This is a genomic window from Streptomyces sp. NPDC050085, from assembly GCF_044460595.1.
In the GTDB taxonomy this organism is placed as follows: domain Bacteria; phylum Actinomycetota; class Actinomycetes; order Streptomycetales; family Streptomycetaceae; genus Streptomyces.
Genome location: NZ_JBITJZ010000008.1, coordinates 175,979 through 196,827, shown reverse-complemented (window position 1 = coordinate 196,827; position 20,849 = coordinate 175,979). Strand labels below are relative to the sequence as shown.

18 protein-coding genes are annotated in these 20,849 nt (G+C 71.3%); 9 read left to right on the top strand and 9 right to left on the bottom strand.

Features of this window, described 5'->3' with window-relative positions; translation table 11 throughout:
* Positions 1–90: 90 nt before the first annotated feature.
* From ACIBUY_RS28485 to ACIBUY_RS28460, 6 genes are all read left to right on the top strand, one after another.
* The gene (locus ACIBUY_RS28485; protein WP_399154151.1) at positions 91–1,872 is read left to right on the top strand and encodes a dolichyl-phosphate-mannose--protein mannosyltransferase; all 1,782 of its coding nucleotides are present in this window, start codon (positions 91–93) and stop codon (positions 1,870–1,872) included.
* A 209-nt stretch (positions 1,873–2,081) separates the two neighbouring features.
* Complete coding sequence (locus tag ACIBUY_RS28480) at positions 2,082–3,719, top strand: penicillin-binding transpeptidase domain-containing protein (RefSeq protein ID WP_365566145.1); 1,638 nt, start codon at positions 2,082–2,084, stop codon at positions 3,717–3,719.
* Between the two features lie 90 nt (positions 3,720–3,809).
* The gene (locus ACIBUY_RS28475) at positions 3,810–5,492 is read left to right on the top strand and encodes a penicillin-binding transpeptidase domain-containing protein (RefSeq protein WP_365566143.1); all 1,683 of its coding nucleotides are present in this window, start codon (positions 3,810–3,812) and stop codon (positions 5,490–5,492) included.
* A gap of 121 nt (positions 5,493–5,613) precedes the next feature.
* Entirely contained in the window at positions 5,614–6,108 is a 495-nt protein-coding gene (locus tag ACIBUY_RS28470; protein ID WP_399154150.1) for a YbaK/EbsC family protein, read from the top strand.
* Positions 6,105–6,956 carry a DMT family transporter gene (locus ACIBUY_RS28465; protein WP_365566141.1) on the top strand — a complete coding sequence of 284 codons (852 nt, stop codon included), beginning with the start codon at positions 6,105–6,107 and terminating at the stop codon, positions 6,954–6,956. The genes ACIBUY_RS28470 and ACIBUY_RS28465 overlap by 4 nt, the downstream gene beginning before the upstream one ends.
* Positions 6,957–7,077: 121 nt before the next feature.
* Positions 7,078–7,536, top strand: coding sequence for a MarR family transcriptional regulator (locus ACIBUY_RS28460; RefSeq protein WP_365566139.1), 459 nt, complete (start codon positions 7,078–7,080; stop codon positions 7,534–7,536).
* A 181-nt stretch (positions 7,537–7,717) separates the two neighbouring features.
* On the opposite strand, the gene ACIBUY_RS28455 is transcribed toward ACIBUY_RS28460, so the two are convergent.
* Entirely contained in the window at positions 7,718–8,881 is a 1,164-nt protein-coding gene (locus tag ACIBUY_RS28455; protein WP_399154149.1) for a serine hydrolase domain-containing protein, read from the bottom strand.
* A gap of 58 nt (positions 8,882–8,939) precedes the next feature.
* On the bottom strand, positions 8,940–9,827 hold the full coding sequence (gene sigJ, locus ACIBUY_RS28450; RefSeq protein ID WP_399154148.1) for an RNA polymerase sigma factor SigJ: 888 nt from the start codon (positions 9,825–9,827) through the stop codon (positions 8,940–8,942).
* 104 nt (positions 9,828–9,931) lie between these two features.
* Here sigJ and ACIBUY_RS28445 point away from each other — a divergent pair, with 104 nt between their 5' ends.
* Positions 9,932–10,363 carry a hypothetical protein gene (locus tag ACIBUY_RS28445; protein ID WP_365566135.1) on the top strand — a complete coding sequence of 144 codons (432 nt, stop codon included), beginning with the start codon at positions 9,932–9,934 and terminating at the stop codon, positions 10,361–10,363.
* Here ACIBUY_RS28445 and ACIBUY_RS28440 read toward each other — a convergent pair.
* From ACIBUY_RS28440 to ACIBUY_RS28425, 4 genes are read right to left on the bottom strand one after another with little or no spacing between them, the layout of a single operon-like run.
* Positions 10,323–10,823, bottom strand: coding sequence for a GNAT family N-acetyltransferase (locus tag ACIBUY_RS28440; RefSeq protein ID WP_365566134.1), 501 nt, complete (start codon positions 10,821–10,823; stop codon positions 10,323–10,325). The two genes, ACIBUY_RS28445 and ACIBUY_RS28440, sit on opposite strands and share 41 nt — an antisense overlap.
* Positions 10,820–11,623, bottom strand: coding sequence for an energy-coupling factor ABC transporter ATP-binding protein (locus tag ACIBUY_RS28435; RefSeq protein ID WP_399154147.1), 804 nt, complete (start codon positions 11,621–11,623; stop codon positions 10,820–10,822). Before ACIBUY_RS28435 ends, ACIBUY_RS28440 begins: the two co-directional genes overlap by 4 nt.
* A gap of 14 nt (positions 11,624–11,637) precedes the next feature.
* Entirely contained in the window at positions 11,638–12,399 is a 762-nt protein-coding gene (gene cbiQ, locus ACIBUY_RS28430) for a cobalt ECF transporter T component CbiQ (protein WP_365566131.1), read from the bottom strand.
* A 1-nt stretch (position 12,400) separates the two neighbouring features.
* Positions 12,401–13,465 (bottom strand): energy-coupling factor ABC transporter permease, encoded by a 1,065-nt coding sequence (locus ACIBUY_RS28425; RefSeq protein WP_399154146.1) that lies wholly within the window; start codon positions 13,463–13,465, stop codon positions 12,401–12,403.
* A 155-nt stretch (positions 13,466–13,620) separates the two neighbouring features.
* On the opposite strand from ACIBUY_RS28425, the gene ACIBUY_RS28420 reads away from it, so the two are divergent.
* Positions 13,621–13,968, top strand: coding sequence for an SsgA family sporulation/cell division regulator (locus ACIBUY_RS28420; RefSeq protein ID WP_365566129.1), 348 nt, complete (start codon positions 13,621–13,623; stop codon positions 13,966–13,968).
* Positions 13,969–13,985: 17 nt separating this feature from the next.
* Here ACIBUY_RS28420 and ACIBUY_RS28415 read toward each other — a convergent pair whose 3' ends face one another.
* A complete protein-coding gene (locus ACIBUY_RS28415; protein WP_399154145.1) occupies positions 13,986–16,214 on the bottom strand; it encodes an MMPL family transporter in 2,229 nt (742 codons plus the stop codon).
* Between the two features lie 124 nt (positions 16,215–16,338).
* Positions 16,339–16,926: a TetR/AcrR family transcriptional regulator gene (locus ACIBUY_RS28410; protein WP_365576653.1), complete on the bottom strand. Its 588-nt coding sequence runs from the start codon at positions 16,924–16,926 to the stop codon at positions 16,339–16,341.
* Between the two features lie 132 nt (positions 16,927–17,058).
* Between ACIBUY_RS28410 and ACIBUY_RS28405 the strand changes: the two genes are divergently transcribed.
* Positions 17,059–20,343 carry a S41 family peptidase gene (locus ACIBUY_RS28405; RefSeq protein ID WP_399154144.1) on the top strand — a complete coding sequence of 1,095 codons (3,285 nt, stop codon included), beginning with the start codon at positions 17,059–17,061 and terminating at the stop codon, positions 20,341–20,343.
* A 195-nt stretch (positions 20,344–20,538) separates the two neighbouring features.
* On the opposite strand, the gene ACIBUY_RS28400 is transcribed toward ACIBUY_RS28405, so the two are convergent.
* Positions 20,539–20,712 (bottom strand): hypothetical protein, encoded by a 174-nt coding sequence (locus ACIBUY_RS28400; protein WP_399154143.1) that lies wholly within the window; start codon positions 20,710–20,712, stop codon positions 20,539–20,541.
* Positions 20,713–20,849: the final 137 nt, after the last annotated feature.

The window sequence follows — 20,849 nt, the reverse complement described above, 5'->3', positions numbered from 1 at the left end:
GCGCCGTGCCAGACGCCGCGAGCCCGGCCTGGCCGACTCGGTCGGGCCCGCACACGGGACTCGCACAGCACGGTTCCCTACGATGGCGCGGTGACCCATACCGCGTCGTCGTCCCAGCCGACCCCGACCCCGACCAGCGCTTCGCCCGAGCAGGACCCCGCCACGGCGCGGCAGTCTCGGCAGTCATCGGCATGGCTGCGCGGCCTGCGCCGGTTCGGGTACCGGCCGCCGCAGGACGCGGGCGAGGACGTGGGCACCCGGCTCGTGCCGCGCTACCCCGCGCCGAGCGGCCGCCTCTGGGCGTCGTTCGGGCTGAGCCGGTTCACGGCGGCGGGCGCGGACCGGATCGTCGGCTGGGCGGCACCGCTGCTCGTCACGCTCGTCGCCGGGCTGCTGCGCTTCTGGAATCTCGGCAGTCCGAAGGCCGTGATATTCGACGAGACGTATTACGCCAAGGACGCGTGGGCGATCATCCACCGCGGTTTCGAGGTGAATTGGGCCAAGAACGCCAATGACCTGATCCTGCAGAAGAACGGCGACGTCCCGATTCCGCACGACGCTTCGTACGTCGTGCATCCACCGGTCGGCAAGTACGTCATCGGGGTCGGCGAGTGGCTGTTCGGGTTCAACCCGTTCGGCTGGCGGTTCATGACGGCGCTGCTCGGCACCCTCTGTGTCCTCATGGTCTGCCGCATCGGGCGCCGCCTGTTCCGCTCGACGTTCCTCGGCTGTCTGGCCGGTGTGCTGCTGATGGTGGACGGGCTTGCCTTCGTCATGAGCCGGACGGCGCTGCTCGACTCGGTGCTCGTCTTCTTCGTCGTCGCCGCGTTCGGCTGCCTGGTCGTGGACCGCGACAGGACCCGCGAACGCCTCGCGGCGGCGCTGCCGGTCGACGAACACGGCCTGGTCCGCCCCGACGCGCACATCGCGGAGACACTGCGCCTCGGGTGGCGCCCCTGGCGCCTCCTGGCGGGCCTCTGCCTGGGTCTCGCGGCGGGCACGAAGTGGAACGGCTTCATCTACCTGGCCGCGTTCGCGCTCATGTCGGTCCTGTGGGACGTCGGTTCGCGCCGCATGGCCGGAGCCCGCCGCCCGTACGTCACGACCCTCAAGCGGGACGTGTTCCCGGCGTTCGTCTCCACCGTCCCCGTCGCGGTCGCCACGTACGTGCTGTCCTGGCTGGGCTGGATCCTCTCCCCCACCGACGGCACCGGCGGCTACTTCCGCAACTGGGCGGCGACCGCGGGCAAGGGCGGCAGCTTCACGTGGCTGCCGGACTGGCTGCGCAGCCTGTGGCACTACGAGCACGAGGTCTGGGTCTTCAACACCAACCTCAGCTCCCCGCACACCTACCAGTCCAACCCCTGGAGCTGGATCGTCGACGGCCGCCCGGTCTCGTACTTCTACGAGTCCCCGTCGGCCGGCAGTCAGGGCTGCCCCGCCGACGCCACCGACAAGTGCGCCCGCGAGGTCCTCGCGCTCGGCACGCCGCTGCTGTGGTGGGCGGCCGGTTTCGCGATCCTGTACGTCCTGTGGCGCTGGTTCTTCAAGCGCGACTGGCGGGCGGGCGCGATCGCCTGCGCCATCGCGGCGGGCTATCTGCCCTGGTTCAACTACCAGGAGCGGACGATCTTCTACTTCTACGCGGTCGTCTTCGCCCCGTTCCTGTGCCTGGCGCTCGCGATGACACTGGGCGCGATCATCGGCCGCCCCGGCTCGACCGAACGCCGCCGAGTGATCGGCACGGCCTCGGCCGGTGTCCTCGTCCTCCTGATCGCCTGGAACTTCATCTACTTCTGGCCGATCTACACGGGCACCGCGATCCCGATGGACTCGTGGCGGTCGCGGATGTGGCTGGACACGTGGGTCTAGGCCGGCGGCCCTTCGGCAGCGGCGCGCGAGTGAACGAACTCCGTTCAGGGACCTGACCAACGGCCCGTGACAGGGCCGTTTTCGGCCGCATTTGTGATCTCTCTTCGGACACTCTTCGGACACCTTCGGACACCATCTGGAAAACACCCCGCTCTCGCGGCACCCGGCATGCCTAGAGTCCCTTCCGTCAACCTGGGGAGGGGGCGCGCATGCGCAAGGGGGTCAAGGTCGCCATCGTCGGCGGGGTGTTCACCGTCATGGTGGGCGGCGCCGGGTACGGGGCCTACAACATCGTCAGCGCGGTCAGCGGGGACGGCGGCTCGTCGTCGGCCGGGGCGCAGGCCCGTCGGACCGGGCCGCCGACCGCGGACGAGGTCAAGGAGACGTCGCAGAAGTTCCTCGCGGCGTGGGCCAAGGGCGACGCCGCGAGCGCGGCCTCGTACACGAACTTCGCGGAGAACGCGGGCCCCGCCCTCACCGGCTGGCGCGACGACGCGCACGTCACGCACACCGTCCTGACGGCGGGCACCCCGACGGGCACGAAGGTCCCGTTCAAGGTCAGGGCCACCGTCCGGTTCGGGGAGGACTCCAGGACGATGGCGTACGACTCGTCGCTGACGATCGTGCGCGGCGAGACCACCGGGCGGGCCCTGGTGCGCTGGCAGCCGTCCGTGCTGCACCCCGGCATGCAGGACGGCGACACCCTCGTCACGGGCTCCTCCGCGGCCCCGCCCATCGAGGCCCTCGACCGCACCGGCGGCGTGCTCACCGCGAAGAAGTACCCCTCGCTCGGCCCGGTCCTCGACCAACTGCGCAGCCGCTACGGGGATTCGGCGGGCGGTTCGCCGGGCGTCGAGACGTACATCAAGCACCAGGGCACCGACGGGACCGAGACCAGCAAGACGCTGCTCACGCTCGCCAAGGGCAAGCCGGGCACGCTGCAGACCACGATCAGCGCGAGCGCCCAGGCCGCCGCCGAGCGGGCGGTGACCAAGTTCCCCAAGGCGGCCGTGGTCTCCGTACAGCCGTCCACCGGCGCCGTCCTCGCGGTCGCCAACCACGGTTACGGCGACTGGAACGCGGCGTTCGAGGCCAAGTTGGCCCCCGGCTCCACGATGAAGATCGTCACCGCGGCCGCACTGATCGACAACGGTGTCACCACGATGAGCGGCCCGGCGCCCTGCCCGCCCTCGGCCGTCGCCCTCAGCCAGACCTTCCACAACCTCGCCGGGATGCAGCCCAACGAGGGCGCCTCGCTGTCCAACAGCTTCCAGCGGTCCTGCAACACCGCCTTCATCAAGCTCTCCGACGACCTCAAGCCGGAAAGGTTCGCCGCCGAGGCGCAGAACCGGTTCGGGCTCGGCAAGGACTGGAAGACCGGGATCACCTCGTTCGACGGTTCCGTGCCGGTCAACGGGAACTCGGACGACCCGGCCGGGATGATCGGCCAGGGCAAGGTCACGATGAACCCGCTGAACATGGCGTCGGTGACGGCGACCGCGATCACCGGTACGTTCCGCCAGCCGATCCTCGTCTCCCCCGAGCTCGGCGACCGCCAACTGGCCACCGCACAGGGCCTGCCGTCCTCGACCGCGGCCCAGCTGAGGCAGATGCTGCGGCTGACCGCGACCTCCGCGATCGGCACCGCCACGCACGCCATGTCGGGGCTCGCCGGGGACTACGGGGCCAAGACCGGTTCCGCGGAGATCGACGGGCAGGCCGTGTCCAACTCCTGGTTCACCGGATTCCGGGGTGACGCGACCGCTGCGGCGATGGTGGAGGGCGGGGGGCACGGAGGTGACGCCGCCGGGCCGATCGTCCACTCTGTGTTGCAGAGTGCGCCATAAGGGGCGCAGCGAAACCGCGGACGCCTCTGTGGCGTTCTGTAGTACAGCGAGTGCGGCCTTTCTGACCGTCGTTGAAATTCCGGAGGCACCATGGGCACCAGAGGCAAGCGAAGGGCCCCGGCGCGCCGGAACACCAACGCCCTGTTGATCGGCGCGGCCGCGACCGTCGCCGTGGTGGGCGCCGGTGTCGGCGCTTACGCCCTGATGGACAGCGGCACCGGATCCTCCGCGTCGGCGGACGAGAAGCCCAAGGTCAGGACCGGGCCCCCGTCGGCGGCCGAAGTGCGCACCGCTGCCCACGGGTTCCTCACCGCCTGGCAGAGCGGTGACGCGGCGAAGGCGGCCGCGTACACGGACGATGCGAGTGCCGCGCAGGCCGCGTTGACCTCGCTCACCAAGGACGCGCACCTGACCGGCGTGAAGGTCACCCCGGGAACCCCCGGCACGGCGACGGGCGCCAGAGTTCCCTTCCACGTCGCCTCCACGGTCGCGTACAAGGGCAAGAGCAAGCCGTTCGCCTACGACTCCTCGCTCACCGCCGTGCGCCGCAAGAGCGACGGCAAGGTGCTGGTCGGGTGGCAACCCTCCACGCTGCACCCGGAGTTGAAGGCCGGGGACAAGCTCGTCACCGGGGAGGCGGGCGATCCGCCGGTCAAGGCGCTCGACCGGGCCGGTGGTGAGATCACCGCGAAGAAGTACCCCTCGCTGGGCACGGTCATCGACGGGCTGCGCGAGAAGTACGGCAAGAAGGCGGGCGGCACGGCAGGCGTCGAACTGCGCATCGTGCGCAAGGCCCCGAAGAAGGGCGCCGAGAAGAACGCGCTGCCGGACAAGACCCTGGTCACCCTCTCCGAGGGCACCCCGGGCACCGTGAAGACCACCATCAGCCCGTCCGTGCAGGCCGCCGCCGAGAGCCAGGTCGCCTCGCGCGAGCGGGCCTCGGTCGTGGTCGTGCGGCCCTCGACGGGCGAGATCCTGGCCGTGGCCAACTCGAGCCCGGGCTTCAACGCCGCGTTCCAGGGTTCGCTCGCCCCCGGTTCCACGATGAAGGTCATCACCTCCTCCCTGCTCCTGGAGAAGGGCCTCGCGGGGGTGGACAAGGAGCACCCGTGCCCGAAGTACTTCACGTACGGGCACTGGAAGTTCCAGAACGACGACAAGTTCGAGATCAAGCACGGCACGTTCAAGGCGAGCTTCGCCGCGTCCTGCAACACCGCCTTCATCAGCCAGGCCCCGAAGCTGGAGAACGACTCGCTGACCAAGCAGGCGCAGCAGGTCTTCGGGCTGGGACTGAACAACTGGGCGATCGGTGTGCCGAGCTTCGACGGCGCGGTGCCCGTGCAGTCTCAGGCGCAGATGGCGGCGTCGCTGATCGGACAGGGCGGGGTCAGGATGAACCCGCTGAACATGGCGTCGGTCGCGGCGACCGTGAAGTCGGGCACCTTCCACCAGCCGTACCTCGTCTCGCCGGACGTCGACCACCGGACGCTCGCGACGGCGTCCCGCACACTGTCCGCCCGAACCCTCGCGGATCTGCGGGAGTTGATGCACTACACGGCGGTCGCGGGTACGGCGGTGAAGCCGATGGCGGGCCTCGGCTCCGACATGGGCGCGAAGACGGGATCGGCGGAGGTCGACGGGCAGAAGGAGCCCAACGGCTGGTTCACGGCGTGGCGCGGTGACCTGGCGTCGGCGGCCGTGGTGCAGCAGGGCGGGCACGGCGGCGACTCGGCGGGCCCGATCGTCCGGCAGATGCTCCTGACCGGGGGCTGACCGACCGCCGATCGACGGCCGATCAACTGCCGATCGACGGCTGAGCGGGGACCGACCGGGGACCGACCGGCATCCGATACCCGGTCGCATGGGCGGTACACGGACTACTACCGTGCCGCCCATGACTGATGCCGCACATGCCGCACATCCCCGCTTCGCCGAGGCCGTGACCGCGATGGGTCTGGCCGAACTGCTGCCGCGCGTCCGCACCTTCCCGGAGGGCGCCCGTACCGCGCAGGAGGCGGCGGACGCGATCGGCTGCGCGCTCAGTCAGATCTGCAAGTCGCTGATCTTCGCCGCCGACGGGGTGCCGGTGCTGGTCCTGATGGACGGGGCGTCGCGGGTCGACGTGGAGCGCGTACGGCAGGAGCTGGACGCCGAGAAGGTGACGCGCGCCAAGGCGGCCGTGGTGCGGGAGTTCACCGGGTACGCGATCGGCGGCATCCCGCCCTTCGGGCACCTGAACCGGACCCGGGTCCTCGCCGACCGCTCGCTGCTCGCCCACGCCGAGGTGTGGGCGGCGGCCGGCACCCCGCACGCCGTCTTCCCGATGGAGCCCAAGGAACTGGCCGCGCACGCGGGCGCCGCGCTCGTCGACGTACGGGACGTCGCGTGACCCCGATCGTCGCCGCGGCGGTCCTGCTCGCCGCGGTCACGCACGCCTCCTGGAACGCGCTCGCGCACCACATCACCGACAAGCTCGTCGGCTTCACGCTGATCTCGGGCGGCGGCACCCTGATCGGTCTGGTCATGGCCGTCTTCGCGCCCGTCCCGGCGGCGGGCGCGTGGCCGTACCTGATCGCGTCGGCGCTCATCCACATCGCGTACTACGTGCTGTTGATGACGTCGTTCAAGCTGGGCGACTTCGGGCAGGCCTATCCGATCGCGCGCGGCACGGCGCCGCTGGTGGTGACCGTGCTCGCGGCGGTGTTCGCGGGCGAGGTGCCGGGCGGCTGGCAGGCGGCGGGCGTCGCGGTGTCGTGCGCGGGCCTGACCGGGCTCGCCGTGTGGGGCATACGCGGCTCGGGCCGCGGGCCCGACTGGCGGGCGCTGGGCGCGGCGCTCGCGACCGGGGTGACCATCGCCTCGTACACGGTGGTGGACGGTCTCGGCGTGCGGGCGTCCGGCTCGGCGATGGGCTACATCGCCTGGCTGATGGTCCTCGAGGGAATCGTAGTGCCGGTGTTCGCGGCGTACCGCTGGCGCGGCGAACTGGTCGCAAAACTCCGCCCGTTCGCCCTGCGCGGCCTGCTCGGCGCGGCCCTGTCCGTGGCCGCGTACGGACTCGTCCTGTGGGCGCAGACGCGGGCGGACCTGGCACCGATCTCGGCGCTGCGCGAGTCGTCGATCATCGTGGGAGCGGCGATCGGCGCGGTGTTCTTCAAGGAACGCTTCGGGCTGCCGCGGATCGTGGCGGCGGGCGTGATGGTGGCCGGAATCGGGCTGATGCTGCACGCGGGGTGAGGGACCCCGACGGGCGGTCGCCCCTCAACTCCCTTGACCCCAAGTTTGGTTGAGGTCCTACGTTCGTGCGTGCCGGGCCGGACCTCACCGGCCCGGAGATCGCACGCCGAGGGAGACCGTCATGCAGTACTCGCACAGCGACGCCGAGTTGATCCAGCAGCCCGTCGGGTACTGGACCTGGGCGGCCTACGACGCGATCGTCACCCGCACCCGCGGCGCACTGGCCGGGCTCGGCCTCACCCAGCCGCAGTGGTGGATCCTCGCCCAGGTCGCCCGCGCCGAGTCCCCGAAGACGCGCGCCGAGGTGATCGGGACGCTGCGCGGCTACCTGAACGCGGGCGAGGGGACCATCGGGGAGGACATCGACACGCTCGCCGCCCACGGGCGCCTCGTCGAGGACGGGCAGGGCCTGCTGAGCCTCACGGACGACGGCCGGGCCCTGTTCGACAAGGCCGCGGCCCTGCAGGACGAGCTGTGGAGCGAGCGGCACGCGGGGATCTCGGACGAGGAGTACCTGGCCACGCTCAAGGTGCTGCAGCGTTTCATCCACAACACGGGCGGCAGGGCCTGGCACCACTGAGCGGCTAGGGCCTGTCTCTCAGATCCCTCCGTCCGCCCGGAGGGCGGGCCCTGCGGCGTCTGGTGCGTGCTCTCGGCTTGCCGGGGGCCGACCCTCGTACTGGATGTACTTGGGTCTGCGCCCGGTGAGGCGAGAGTGCGTGCCAGGCGTCGCGGGGCAGGAGGGATCTGAGAGACAGGCCCTAGGCGGCCACCCGCACCGCTTCCCGTACGGACTTCACCAGCGCCTGGGCGCGTGGATCGGCGGTGACTCCCTTCTGCATGCCGTTCGTGACGTACCCGAACGCGATGCCGCTCTCCGGGTCCGCGAAGCCGAGTGCGCCACCGCGGCCGGGGTGGCCGAAGGAGCCGGGGCCGAGGAGCGGGGACGCGACGCCGTGCAGCATGTAGCCGAGGCCGAAGCGGGAGGGGACGACGAGGACGCGGTCGGGGCCCGACGAGGCTTCCGCGCGGGCGAGTCGGAGGGTGTCGGCCGTGAACAGGCGCTGCCCGCCGTCGAGTTCACCGATGAGCGAGGCGTAGAAGCGGGCGAGTCCCTCGGCCGTGCCGATGCCGTTCGAGCCGGGGAGTTCGGCGGCGCGGTAGCCCGGGTCGTTCTCGTCCGGCGCCGGGCTGATCGTGTCGAAGGCCCGCCGGGTCAGCGACGCGGGGTTCGTGTACGCCTCGACGAGCGCCGGCTTGGGCCGGGAGCGCGGGCCGCCGGGCACGGCCGGGGGTTCGACGGGTCCGACGCGTCCGGCCCGGTGGGCCTGGTCGGCGGGCAGCCCGATCCACGCGTCGGCACCGAGCGGCCCGGCGATCTCCTCGGCGACGTACGCGCCGATCGACCGCCCGGTGACCCGGCGCACGAGCTCGCCGGTCAGCCAGCTGTAGGTCTGTGCGTGATAGCCGTGGTCGGTGCCCGGGGTCCACACCGGCGGCTGCGCGGCGACGGCCGCGGCGGCCAGGTCCTGGTCGGCGGCCTGCGCCGGGGTCAGCCGCCGGTCGAGCGCGGGCACCCCGGCGCGGTGCGCGAGCACGTCCCTGACCAGGACGCCCTCCTTGCCGTGCGCCTTGAACCCGGGCCAGTACGCCCCGACCGGCGCGGCCAGGTCGAGCTGCCCGCGCTGGTGCAGCAGGAGCAGCGCGGCGGCGGCGAGCCCCTTCGTGGCGGACCGCAGGATCTGCGCGGTGCCCGGCTGCCAGGGCTCGGTCCCGTCGACGTCGCGCGTGCCCGCGTACAGGTCGACGACCTTGTGCCCGTCCTGGTGGACGACGACGGCGGCGCCGCGCTCGCCCCGGGCCGCGAGGTTCTCGGCGAAGGCGGTGCGGACGCCTTCGAATCCGGGGGCGGTCGTGCCGTTCACTGCGGTATCCACGGTGGGTGTAACCGGCAACGATGCCGATTGATTCCACCGGGCCCCGTCAGGCCCCCCAGGCCCGGAGCTTCGCCGGATTGCGCACCGCCCAGATGTGCGTGAGGCGGCCGCCGGTGACGTCGAACGCCGCGACCGTCACGGTGACCCCGGCGTGCTGGGCGACCAGACCCGGCCTGCCGTTGACCGTCCGCTCCAGGAGGGTCAGGCCCGGGGCCTTCTCGGCGAAGTGGACCAGGTACTGGGCGATGCGCTCGGCGCCCTCGACCGGGCGGAGCGCGGCGCCCACCAGACCGCCGCCGTCGGCGGACATCGCCGCGTCCGGGTCGAGGAGACCGACGAGGGCCTTGATGTCCTTGGCCTGCCACGCCTGCTTGAAGTCCCGTACCAGGGCGGCCTGTTCGCCCCTCGGGGCCACCGGGGCCCGGGCGGCACGTACCCGCCGACGGGCCGAGGTCGCCAGCTGCCGGCAGGCCGCGGGCGTACGGCCGACGATCCCGGCGATCTCCGCGAAGGGGTAGCGGAAGACGTCGTGCAGGACGAACGCCACGCGCTCCGCCGGTGTCATCGACTCCAGGACGACGAGGAAGGCCATGTGCACCGACTCGTCGAGGGCGACCGCGTCGGCGGGGTCGGCGGGGTCGGCGGGTTCGCTCGTCCCCGGCCACTGCGCGCGGTCGGGCAGCGGCTCCGGGATCCACTCGCCGACGTAGGCCTCGCGCCGGACGCGTGCCGAGCCGAGCACGTCGAGGCAGATGCGGCCCGCCACCGTCGTCAGCCAGGCGCCGGGCGACTCGATGGCCTCCCGCTGCCGCGGCGACAGCGCGTACCAGCGGGCGTACGTCTCCTGTACGGCGTCCTCGGCCTCGGTGAGCGAACCGAGCAGCCGGTAGCCGAGGTTGATCAAGTGGCGTCGCTGGGACAGCGGTTCGCTCATCTCGCCTCCGTCCTCCCTCCCCGCCTCACATTTCGCGGGCCTGCGTCGTCAGGTGATCAGGACCCTACTGATCACCGCCGCGAGGCAGAAGAGAGGACCGCATCATGGCCACGCAGACGACCGCCGGAGCAGGGGAACCGACCGTGGGAGCCGCCCGCAGACCCACGTTCGTACAGATCGCGCTCGCCCTGCAGACCCTGACCATCTTCCTCCAGGCGGTCTCCGCCGGACTGCTCCTGTCCACGTCGTACGGCGAGACGCTGCACAGTGCCGGGGCGCGCGTGATGTACGCGGCGTCGATGCTGTACGTGCTCGCCGCGGTCCTCGCGTGGCGCCCCGGCGGTGGATCGCCGCGCCCCATCGCCTACGCGTCCGGCTTCCTCGTCCTCGCCTCGGCGCAGGTGGTCCTCGGCGTCACGCACCGGCCCGCGCTCCATGTCCCGCTGGGCGTCCTGATGTTCGGCCTGAGCGTGCTCGACCTCGGCCGGGTCTGCGTCAGCCGCCTCGGATCCAGCGGATCTCGCCGTCCTCGATGACCTCGGTGGGCGCGAGCCCGGCGCCGCGGGCCACGGCGGCGGAAGCGTGGTGGTCCGGGTGGATGTGCGCGATGACGGACGGCACCTGTCGCGCGTCCAGCCAGTCGACGAGGCCCCGGGCCGCCTCGCCCGCGATTCCCCTGCCCTGCCAGGGAGTTCCGACCACCCAGGCGATCTCGGCGGCGGCCGCGGTGACGGTCGCCTGCACCGTGCCGGTCAGGCAGTCGTCGGCGCGCAGCCGGATCACCCAGTTCAGCCAGGTGACGGACGGGTCGGGGGAACCCGCGGCGAGGCGCTCGTAGCGGGCGTGCAGGGCCTCGGGGGTGTGCGGGGTGCCGCCGATGAAGGTGTGCAGGGCCGGGTCGCCGAGGACCGCGGCCATCTCCGCCGCGTGCTCGACGCGCAGCGGGACCAGTTCGAGGCGGGCGGTCCCGATCGCCCGCGGCTCCAAGCTGCTCAAGCTCGACTCGCCTTCCCCGCAACGGACTTGGGGTCGAACCCGAAGGGCAGCTCAAGCCGGTGGGCCCGCATCAGGTCCTCGTCCGCGAGCAGTTCGCCGGTCGCGCCGTCCGCCGCGATGGCGCCCTCGCTGAGGATCACCGACCGCGGGCAGAGTTCGAGCGCGTACGGCAGGTCGTGCGTGACCATCAGGACCGTCACGTCCAACGAGCGCAGGATGTCGGCGAGTTCGCGGCGCGAGGCCGGGTCGAGGTTCGAGGACGGCTCGTCGAGGACGAGGATCTCCGGCTCCATCGCGAGCACCGTGGCGACGGCCACGCGCCGCCGCTGGCCGAACGACAGGTGGTGCGGGGGCCGGTCCGCGTACTGCTCCATGCCGACCAGCGAGAGCGCCTTGCGGACCCGGGCCTCGAGCTCGGGGCCCTTCAGTCCGGCGGCGGCCGGGCCGAAGGCGACGTCCTCGCGGACCGTCGGCATGAACAGCTGGTCGTCGGGGTCCTGGAAGACGATGCCGACCTTGCGGCGGATCTCGGCCATGTTGCGCTTGTCGACGGGGAGCCCGGCGACGGTCACGGAGCCCGCGCCGCCGGTCAGGATGCCGTTCAGGTGCAGGACCAGGGTCGTCTTGCCCGCGCCGTTCGGACCGAGCAGCGCGACGCGCTCGCCCTTGCCGATCGTCAGGTCGACGCCGAAGAGGGCCTGGTGCCCGTCGGGGTAGGCGAAGGCGAGCCCGGACACGTCCAGCGAAGCGGGCACGGCGGCCTCTGCTGACACAGCGGGCACAGCACTCTCGGCAGACATGGCACTCTCAGCAGTCACAACATCCATCCCAACAGACACACCACGAGCGCGGCACTCGGCAGTGCCAGCGCGTACGACCACTGTGCCCTGGACGCCGTCACCTCGTCGATCACGGGCATCGAGCCCGCGTAACCGCGGCTGACCATCGCCAGGTGGACCCGCTCACCGCGCTCGTAGGAGCGGATGAAGAGGGCCCCGGCGGACTTGGCGAGAACGCCCCAGTGCCGTACGCCCTTCGCCTCGAAGCCGCGCGACTCCCGCGCGATCTTCATGCGCCGCATCTCGTCCGTGATCACGTCCCCGTAGCGGATCATGAAGGACGCGATCTGCACGAGCAGCGGGGGCAGTTTGAGCCGCTGCAGCCCGAGGAGCAGCTCCCGCAGCTCCGTCGTGGAGGCGAGCAGCACCGAGGCGGCGACGCCGAGGGTGCCCTTGGCCAGCACGTTCCACGCACCCCACAGGCCGCTCTCGCTCAGCGACATCCCGAGGACCTGCACCCGCTCGCCCTCCGCCACGAACGGCATGAGCACCGCGAACGCGACGAACGGCACCTCGATGAGCAGCCGCTTCAGCAGAAATCCGGCGGGCACCCGCGCCGCGTACGCCACGCAGCCGAGCAGCACCGCGTACAGCGCGAACGCCCACATCGCCTCGCGCGGCGTCGAGACCACGACCACGACGAAGCAGAAGACGGCGGCGAGCTTGGTGTGCGGCGGCAGGCCGTGCACGGGCGAGTGCCCGTGCCGGTAGAGGCGGTGCGCGTGTCCCGCTCCCACGTCAGGCCACCGTCTCCTCGGCGCGGACCTCGGTCGACGCCACGTCGCTCGTACGCCGCCTGCGCAGCGCCCAGAAGATCCCGGATCCGGCGACGACGGTCACGCCCACGCCGATGATCCCGGCGAGGCCGCCGGACAGCCGGGCGTCGCTGACGTCCTTGACGCCGTAGTCGGCGAGCGGGGAGTCGGCGGAGGCGTGCTCCTTGGTCTTGCTGTCGATGCCCTTGTCGTGGGCGACCTTCTCCAGGCCGTCGGGGCTGGCCGAGGCGTAGAAGGAGACGAAGCCGGCGAGCACGAAGGACGTGACCAGGCCGGTGATCCAGATCTTGCGGTGCGAGCGGGCCGCCACGGGCACGGTCACGGGGGCGGCGGCGGGCGCGTCGATCAACTCGCCGCCGACCTTGAGCTTGAGCTTCTGCTGGAGCCCGCGGGCCCCGTACACGAGGTCGGGGCGGACAGCCACGACGGCGCCGACGGTGAGCGCGGTGATCACGGCCTCGCCGATGCCGATCAGGACGTGCACGCCGATCATCGCGGTGGCGACCTTGCCGATGGAGACGTCCGTCGTCCCCCCGATGGCGTAGATCAGGGTGAAGACGACGGCGGCCGCCGGGACGGAGAGCACGGCCGCGACGAAGGACGCGACGGTGATCGAGCGGCGCTTGCGGGGCAGCACCTTCACCAGGCCGCGGAAGACGAGGTAGGAGACGACGGTCGTGGTGATCGCCATGTCCGTGATGTTCACGCCGAGGGCGGTCAGGCCGCCGTCCGCGAACAGCACTCCCTGCATCAGCAGCACCACGGACACGCACAGGACGCCCGTATAGGGGCCTACGAGTATCGCGGCGAGCGCGCCTCCCAGGAGGTGGCCGCTGGTGCCCGCCGCGACGGGGAAGTTGAGCATCTGCACGGCGAAGATGAACGCCGCGACGAGCCCGGCCAGCGGTGCGGTGCGCTCGTCCAGTTCTCGGCGTGCGCCGCGCAGGCTGACGGCGACGGCACCCGCGGCGACGACACCGGCGGCCGCCGACACGGGGGCGTTGATGAATCCGTCGGGGACATGCATGGCAGGAATCTCCGGCGCTCGGGCTGCTGCTAACCGGGCTGGTTAACCGTTCGATGATAGTGCTTTGTTGCGAACGGCTTGCAAGAGCGCCTCAGTACCAATTGGCCGCAGCCGAGCCTGGTCCGTACACGCGGACATATGGGACATTGGATGACATGAGCGCTGCTGAGCAGTTCGTCGAGCAGTACGCCCGCGCCCGCGTCGTGACCGACTCCCCCGACGCCGCCCGGGCCGTGCCCGTCGTGCTGCGCTACGACGGCCGGGTCCGCGTCACCCTCCCCGACAGCAGCGAGTGGATCTTCCCTCGCGACCTCCTTGAGCGCGGTCTGCGCTCCCCGGTCACCGGCGGCGACGTCCAGATCTGGCCGTGCGGCCGGGTGCAGGCGGTCATCGAGTTCCACACGCGGGACGGGGTGACGGTCATGCAGTTCGACGTGAAGGCGCTGATCCGCTTCCTGCGTCGTACGTACACGGCCGTCACCCCGGCGACGGTCACACCCTGAGCACGCTCAGAGCCTGATCAGGCTTTGACGAGCTCCCGGTCCTCGTCGGGGCGCTCGTCGGGCGCGTGCTTGGCGAGGCCCTCGCCCTCCACGTCCACGTTGGGCAGCGCGCGGTCCAGCCACTTCGGCAGCCACCAGGCCTTCTTGCCGAGCAGCGCGAGCACCGCGGGCACGATCGTCATGCGGACGACGAACGCGTCGAAGAGCACGGCGATCGCGAGCCCGAAGCCGATCATCTTCACCATCTGCTCGCTGGAGCCGATGAACCCGGCGAACACCGCGATCATGATGATCGCCGCGGCCGTGACGACGCGCGCCCCGTGGTTGAACCCGGTGACGATGGCCTGCGCGGGCCGCTCTCCATGGACGTACGCCTCCCGCATCCGCGTCACGAGGAACACCTCGTAGTCCATCGCGAGACCGAAGACCACGCCCACCATGAAGATCGGCATCATCGACATGACCGGGCCGGTCTGCTCGACGCCGAAGAGCGAGCCGAGCCAGCCCCACTGGTAGACGGCGACGACGGCGCCGAGCGCGGCGAGCACCGAGAGCAGGAAGCCGAGCGCGGCCTTCAGCGGCACCAGGACGGAGCGGAAGACGACCATCAGGAGCAGGAACGCGAGGCCGACGACGAGGGCGAGATAGGGCACGAGCGCGTCGTTGAGCTTCTGCGAGACGTCGATGTTCATGGCGGTGGAGCCGGTGACGGAGAGCTCAGCGCCGGTGTCCGCCTTGATGTCCTTGCCCTCGTCGCGGATGGCGTGGACGACGTCCTCGGTCTCGACAGAGGACGGCTTGTACTTCGAGACGACGCTGATGATCGCGGTGTCGCCGGCCTTGTTGAACGTGGCCGGGGTGACCGCGGCCACGCCCGCCGTGTCCTTGATCGACGAGACGACCTTGTCGACGGCGGCCTTCGGGTCGTCCGCGCCCTTGGCGTCGACGACGGTCATCAGCGGCCCGTTGAAGCCGGGCCCGAACCCGTCCGAGAGCAGGTCGTAGGCCTTGCGCTGCGTGGTGTCGGTGGGCTGCACGCCGTCGTCGGGCAGGCCGAGCTCCAGCGAGGCGACCGGGACGGCCATCGCGCCGAGGCCGATGACGCCGGTGACGAGGACGGCGACCGGGCGGCGCAGCACGAAGCGGGCCCAGCGGGTGCCCATGTTCACCTTGGGCTCGACGGGCTCGGCGTCCTGCCGTACGTCCTTCTCGGCCTCCTGCGCCTTACGGGCCTTGCGGCCGTGGACGCGCTTGCCCGCGTAGCCGAGCAGCGCCGGGATGAGGGTCAGCGCGATGAGCACGGCGATGGCGACGGTGCCGGCCGCGGCGACGCCCATCTTGGTCAGCATCGGGATGTTCACGACGGCGAGGCCGACGAGCGCGATGACGACGGTGAGCCCGGCGAAGACGACGGCGGACCCGGCGGTGCCGACGGCCCGTCCCGCGGCCTCTTCCCGCTCCCTGCCCTCGGCCAGTTCGGCGCGGTAGCGGGAGACGATGAACAGCGCGTAGTCGATGCCGACCGCGAGGCCGATCATCATCGCGAGGGTGGAGGTGGTGGTGCCGAGGTCGAGCGCGTTGGCGAGCGCCGTGATCGACGAGACGCCGATGCCGACGCCGATCAGCGCGGTCAGCAGCGGAAGCCCGGCCGCGAGCAGCGAGCCGAAGGTGATGACCAGGACGACGGCCGCGACCGCGATGCCGATGACCTCGGTGGCGCCGGTCTCCGGCATGGCCTGCAGCGCGTCACCGCCGACCTCGACGGTCAGCCCGGACTCCTTGGCGTGGTCGATGACCTTCTGCAGCGCGTCCCGGTCGTCGTCGGTCAGCTCCATGGAGGAGACCTTGTACGAGGCCGAGCTGTAGGCGATCGTGCCGTCCTTGCTGATCGTCTTGGCGACGAACGGGTCGGCGACCGAGGCGACCTGCTTCGAGCTGGACTTGATGGCGGCGACGGTGTCCTGGATGTCCGCCTTGTTGGCGGCGTCGCCGAGCTTCTCACCGGCCGGCGCCTTGAAGACGACGCGGGCGGTGGCACCGTCGGCGGCCGAGCCGGGGAAGCGCTGGTCGAGGAGGTCGAAGGCCTTCTGGGCCTCCGTCCCCGGAATCGAGAACGAACTGGAGGCGGCGGTCGGCGCGGAGGCCGCGCCCACGCCCGCGAGCGTCAGCAGCGCCACCCATATCAGGGCGACGAAGTGCCGTCGGCGGAAGGCGAGTTTGCCGAGTTTGTAGAGGAACGTGGCCACGAAGGCGTACTCCCGGTCAAGTCGTGGGGTCCGGCAGGGCAGGGGGAATCAGCCCGACGACGAGAGCGGTGCGCGTCAGGTGAACTGGGGTGGTGCTGAAGGGAGTTGGGGGCGTTGAAGAAGGTCAGGCGCTGAGGGCGGGGAGGACCACAGCGTCGATGTACGACGTGAGATAGGCCTGGGTCGGCGGCTGCTCGTCGATCAGCGTGCGGGTGGCGAAGGCGCCGACCAGCATGTGGATCACGTAGTCGCGCGCGGGGTTCTCGGCCCGGATCTCGCCTCTGTCCACCGCCCGCCGCAACATCCGGTCGAGGCCGGACATCTCGGGTTCGACGATCCACTCCTTGAAGGCGGCGAGCAGATCGGCGTTGGCGTGCACGGCCACCATCAGGCCGCGCATCAGCGCGCTGTTCTGCTCCATGTGACAGTCGTCCTCGCGGCTGGCCATCGCATGCAGATCGCCGCGCAGCGTCCCGGTGTCGATCTCGTCGAACTGCGGCTTCTGGCTCCGCAGCGCCTTCACGACCAGCTCGGCCTTGCCGCCCCACTGGCGGTAGAGCGTCGCCTTGCTGGCCCGGGTGCGGGCGGCCACGGCGTCCATCGTCAGGGCGTCGTACCCGACCTCACGGAGCAGTTCGAGCACGGCGCCGTACAGCTCGGCCTCGCGCTCGGGCGTGATCCGGCTGCGTCGGGCAGTCGCTTCGGCGACCATGACCTCACCTGACCTCTCCGTGTCGTACGCCACGAACATACCCTCCCGCTTAGCGAAACGAAACCGTTTCGTACGTGGGGTGCGCCACAGTCCCCGGTTGCCGCGGGCCCCGCCGCGGAAAAGCATGAGTAGGTGACCGAGGACGCGAAGACCCAGGCCTATCTGAGATTCCCGCACCTGAACGGCGAGCGACTGTGTTTCGCCGCGGAGGACGATCTGTGGATCGCCCCGCTCGACGGCTCGGCCCGGGCCTGGCGGGTCACCGTGGACCGTACGAAGGTCAGCCACCCCCGGTTCTCCCCCGACGGGCAGCACATCGCGTACACGACGTGGCGCAGCCTCGACCCGGAGATCCACCTGGCCCCGGTCGACGGCGGAGCCGCCCGCAGGCTCACGTACTGGGGCAGCGTCGACACCCAGGTCAGGGGCTGGACACCCCCTGACAAGGACGGGAGGTCCGACATCCTCGCCGTCGCCTCGCACGGCGAGCCGTTCTCCTACTTCACCTTCGCCTACAGCGTCCCCACCGACGGCTCCCCCGGCGGCAAGCTGCCCTGGGGCCCGGTCTCCGACATCCAGGTCGCCGACATCGACGGCGAGCGCCAGACCCTGCTCCTGACCGGTACGCCGCCGCACGAACCGGCCGCCTGGAAGCGCTACCGGGGCGGCGCGCAGGGCAGGCTCTGGGTGCACGGGCAGCGCGTCCTCGCCGACCTCGACGGGCATCTGGACGCCCCGATGTTCGTCGGCGGCCGCATCGCCTTCCTCTCCGACCACGAGGGCATCGGCAACGTGTACTCGTGCCTGCCCGACGGCTCCGGCCTGACCCGGCACACCGACCACGACGCGTTCTACGCCCGGCACGCCTCGTCCGACGGGACCCGCGTCGTCTACCAGTGCGCGGGCGACCTGTGGATCCTCGACTCGCTCGCCCCCGACGCCGCACCGCGCAAGCTCGACGTCCGGCTCGGCGGCCCCCGTGCGGGGCGGCGCAGCTACCAGGTGCCGGCCGCCAACCACGTCGACGCCCTGTCCGTGGACGACACCGGGCGGGCCAGCGCGGTCGTCGTGCGCGGCAGCCTGTACTGGCTGACCCACCGCGACGGCCCGGCCCGCACCATCACGGACACCCCGGGCGTGCGCGTGCGGCTCCCCGAGATGCTGGGCTCCGGCGGGCAGGTCGCGTACGTCACCGACACCGAGGGCGACGACGCCGTCGAGATCGCCTATCTGCCGCGGGCCAGCGGCGAGCGGGAGCCGCGCCGACTCGCCTCCGGAGACCTGGGCCGCGTACAGGAGTTGGTGTCGGACCCGGACGGGGAGCGGCTCGCCATCGCGTCGAACGACGGGCGCCTGCTCCTCATCACTGTGCCTGATAAAGCGGCTGCCGCCGCGGGGACCGAGGAGTCCAACGGGGAGGTCACCGAGCTGATCCGGTCCACCAACGGGCCCGTGCGCGACCTGGCCTTCTCCCCCGACGGGGCCTGGCTGACCTGGTCGCACCCCGGGATCGGGCGCTCCCTGCGCCAGATCAAGATGGCCCGCATCAAGGACCGCACGATCGTCGACGTCACCAACGGCCGCTTCGAGGACGAGAACCCGGTCTTCACCCGCGACGGCCGCTACCTCGCCTTCCTGTCCTGGCGCGGCTTCGACCCGGTCTACGACGTGCACACCGGCGACCTCTCCTTCCCGCTGGGCTGCCGCCCCTACCTCGTACCGCTGTCGTCGGCGACCCCGTCCCCGTTCGCGCTGTCGCCGGACGGGCGCACGGCGGCGGGGGGCCTCGACCCCGTCGAGGACTCGGGCGGCGACGGGACCCCGACCGTCGAGATCGAGGGCCTCGCCAACCGTGTCGTGCCCTTCCCGGTCGCGGCCTCCAAGTACTCCGCGCTGTGCCCCGTCTCCGGCGGCGGTCTGGTCTGGCTGCGGTGGCCGATCTCGGGCGCGCTCGGCGAGACGTTCGCCAACCCGGCCGACACCTCGTCCCAGCCGACCCTCGAGCACTTCAACCTCTCCAAGGGCAAGAAGACCCAACTAGTCGACCACATGGACTGGTTCGCGGTCAGCGGCGACGGCACGCGGCTCGTCGTCGGCGACGAGGGCGAACTGCGCGCCGTGCCGTCCACCGAGGCCGGCGACAACGACTCGACGATCTGGATCGACCTGCGCCGCATCCTGCACGAGGTCGACCCGGAGGCCGAGTGGCGCGGCGCCTTCGACGAGGCGGGCCGGATCATCCGCGCCTACTTCTGGGAACCGAAGATGTGCGGCATCGACTGGTCGGGGATCCTCGACCAGTACCGGCCGCTGGTCGAACGGGTCGCGTCCCCCGACGAGTTCGCGGACCTGCTGCGGGAGGTCCTCGGTGAGCTCGGCACGTCGCACGCGTACGTCTCCGCGGCCCGCCGCAACGAGGGCCCTCCGCACTACCAGCGCGCACAAGGCCTGCTCGGCGCCAACTTCGTCTGCCGAGAAGGCAGTTGGATGATCGCCCGGATCCTGCCCGGCGACTCCTCCGACTCCAAGGCCCGCTCCCCGCTGGCCGGCACGGGCATCCGCGAGGGCGCGATCCTCACGCACGTGGACGGCCGCCCGGTCGACCCGCTCACGGGCCCGTTCCCGCTGCTCGCGGGCGCGGGCGGCACGACGGTCGAGCTCACCTTCACCCCCGCCGAGGGCGAGGGCCGCGCCCGCCGGGTCGCGGTGGTCCCCCTCATCGACGAACGCCCGCTGCGCTACCAGGACTGGGTGGCCAAACGCCGTGCCGTCGTACGGGAGTTGAGCCACGGCAAGTGCGGCTACCTCCACATCCCCGACATGGGCGGCTCCGGCTGGGCCCAGTTCAACCGGGACCTGCGCATGGAGGTCTCCCGGCCCGCCCTCATCGTCGACGTGCGCGGCAACGCGGGCGGCCACATCAGCGAGCTCGTCATCGAGAAGCTGACCCGGAAGATCATCGGCTGGGACCTCACGCGGAACGCCCAGGCGGTGTCGTACGCGTCAAACGCCCCGCGCGGACCGGTCGTTGCCCTGGCCGACGAGGCCACCTCGTCCGACGGCGACATGATCACGGCGGCCTTCAAGCTGCTCGCACTCGGCCCGGTCGTCGGCCAGCGCACCTGGGGCGGCGTCGTCGGCATGACCGGGCGCCACACCCTCGGCGACGGCACGGTGATCACGGTGCCGATGAACGCGGCGTGGTTCCCCGAGTACGGCTGGTCCATCGAGAACCGGGGCGTCGACCCCGACATCGAGGTCCTGCGCACCCCGCTCGACTGGGCGGAGGGCCGCCACGCCCAGCTCGACGACGCGGTCCACCTGGCCCTTGACCTCCTCAAGGAACAGGGCGCGAAGAACCCCCCGGACTACTCGGACGTCCCGGACCGCCGCCGGCCCAAGCTGCCGCCTCGCTAGTCACCCACGCCGAGGGTGCGCTCGGCCCGCACCAGCCAACTCCCGTACCAGGAAGCGACGTCGAGGCCGGTCGGCACGATCCCGTCCCGTCCGGTCACGCCAGTAGGACAGAAATCGGCCCCCGCCCGGCGTCCCGGGCGGGGGCCAACTAGTCCTGAACGACGGACGTTTCAGGAACAGGTGCCAGAACAGGCGTCAGGAGTCGTAGTCCTGGTTGAACTTGTCCTGCGCCTGCTGCGCACGGTCCGAGACCTCGTCCTGGGCCTGCGAGGCGCGCTCGCTCGCCTCGTCCTTGGCGCCGCCGAGGGCGTCCTTGGCCTTGTTGGAGAGCTCTTCGCCCTTGTCCTTGAACTGGTCCATGATGCCCATGCTGTTCACTCCCGTGGTGGGTGAGGGGATTGGGCCTCGACCAGACTGACACGGCAGGACATTCCGCGCATTTCGATCATTAACGGACTGTGTGCGACGGGCAAAAGCCCAGGTCAGAAGCCCCCGCCAGACGCTCC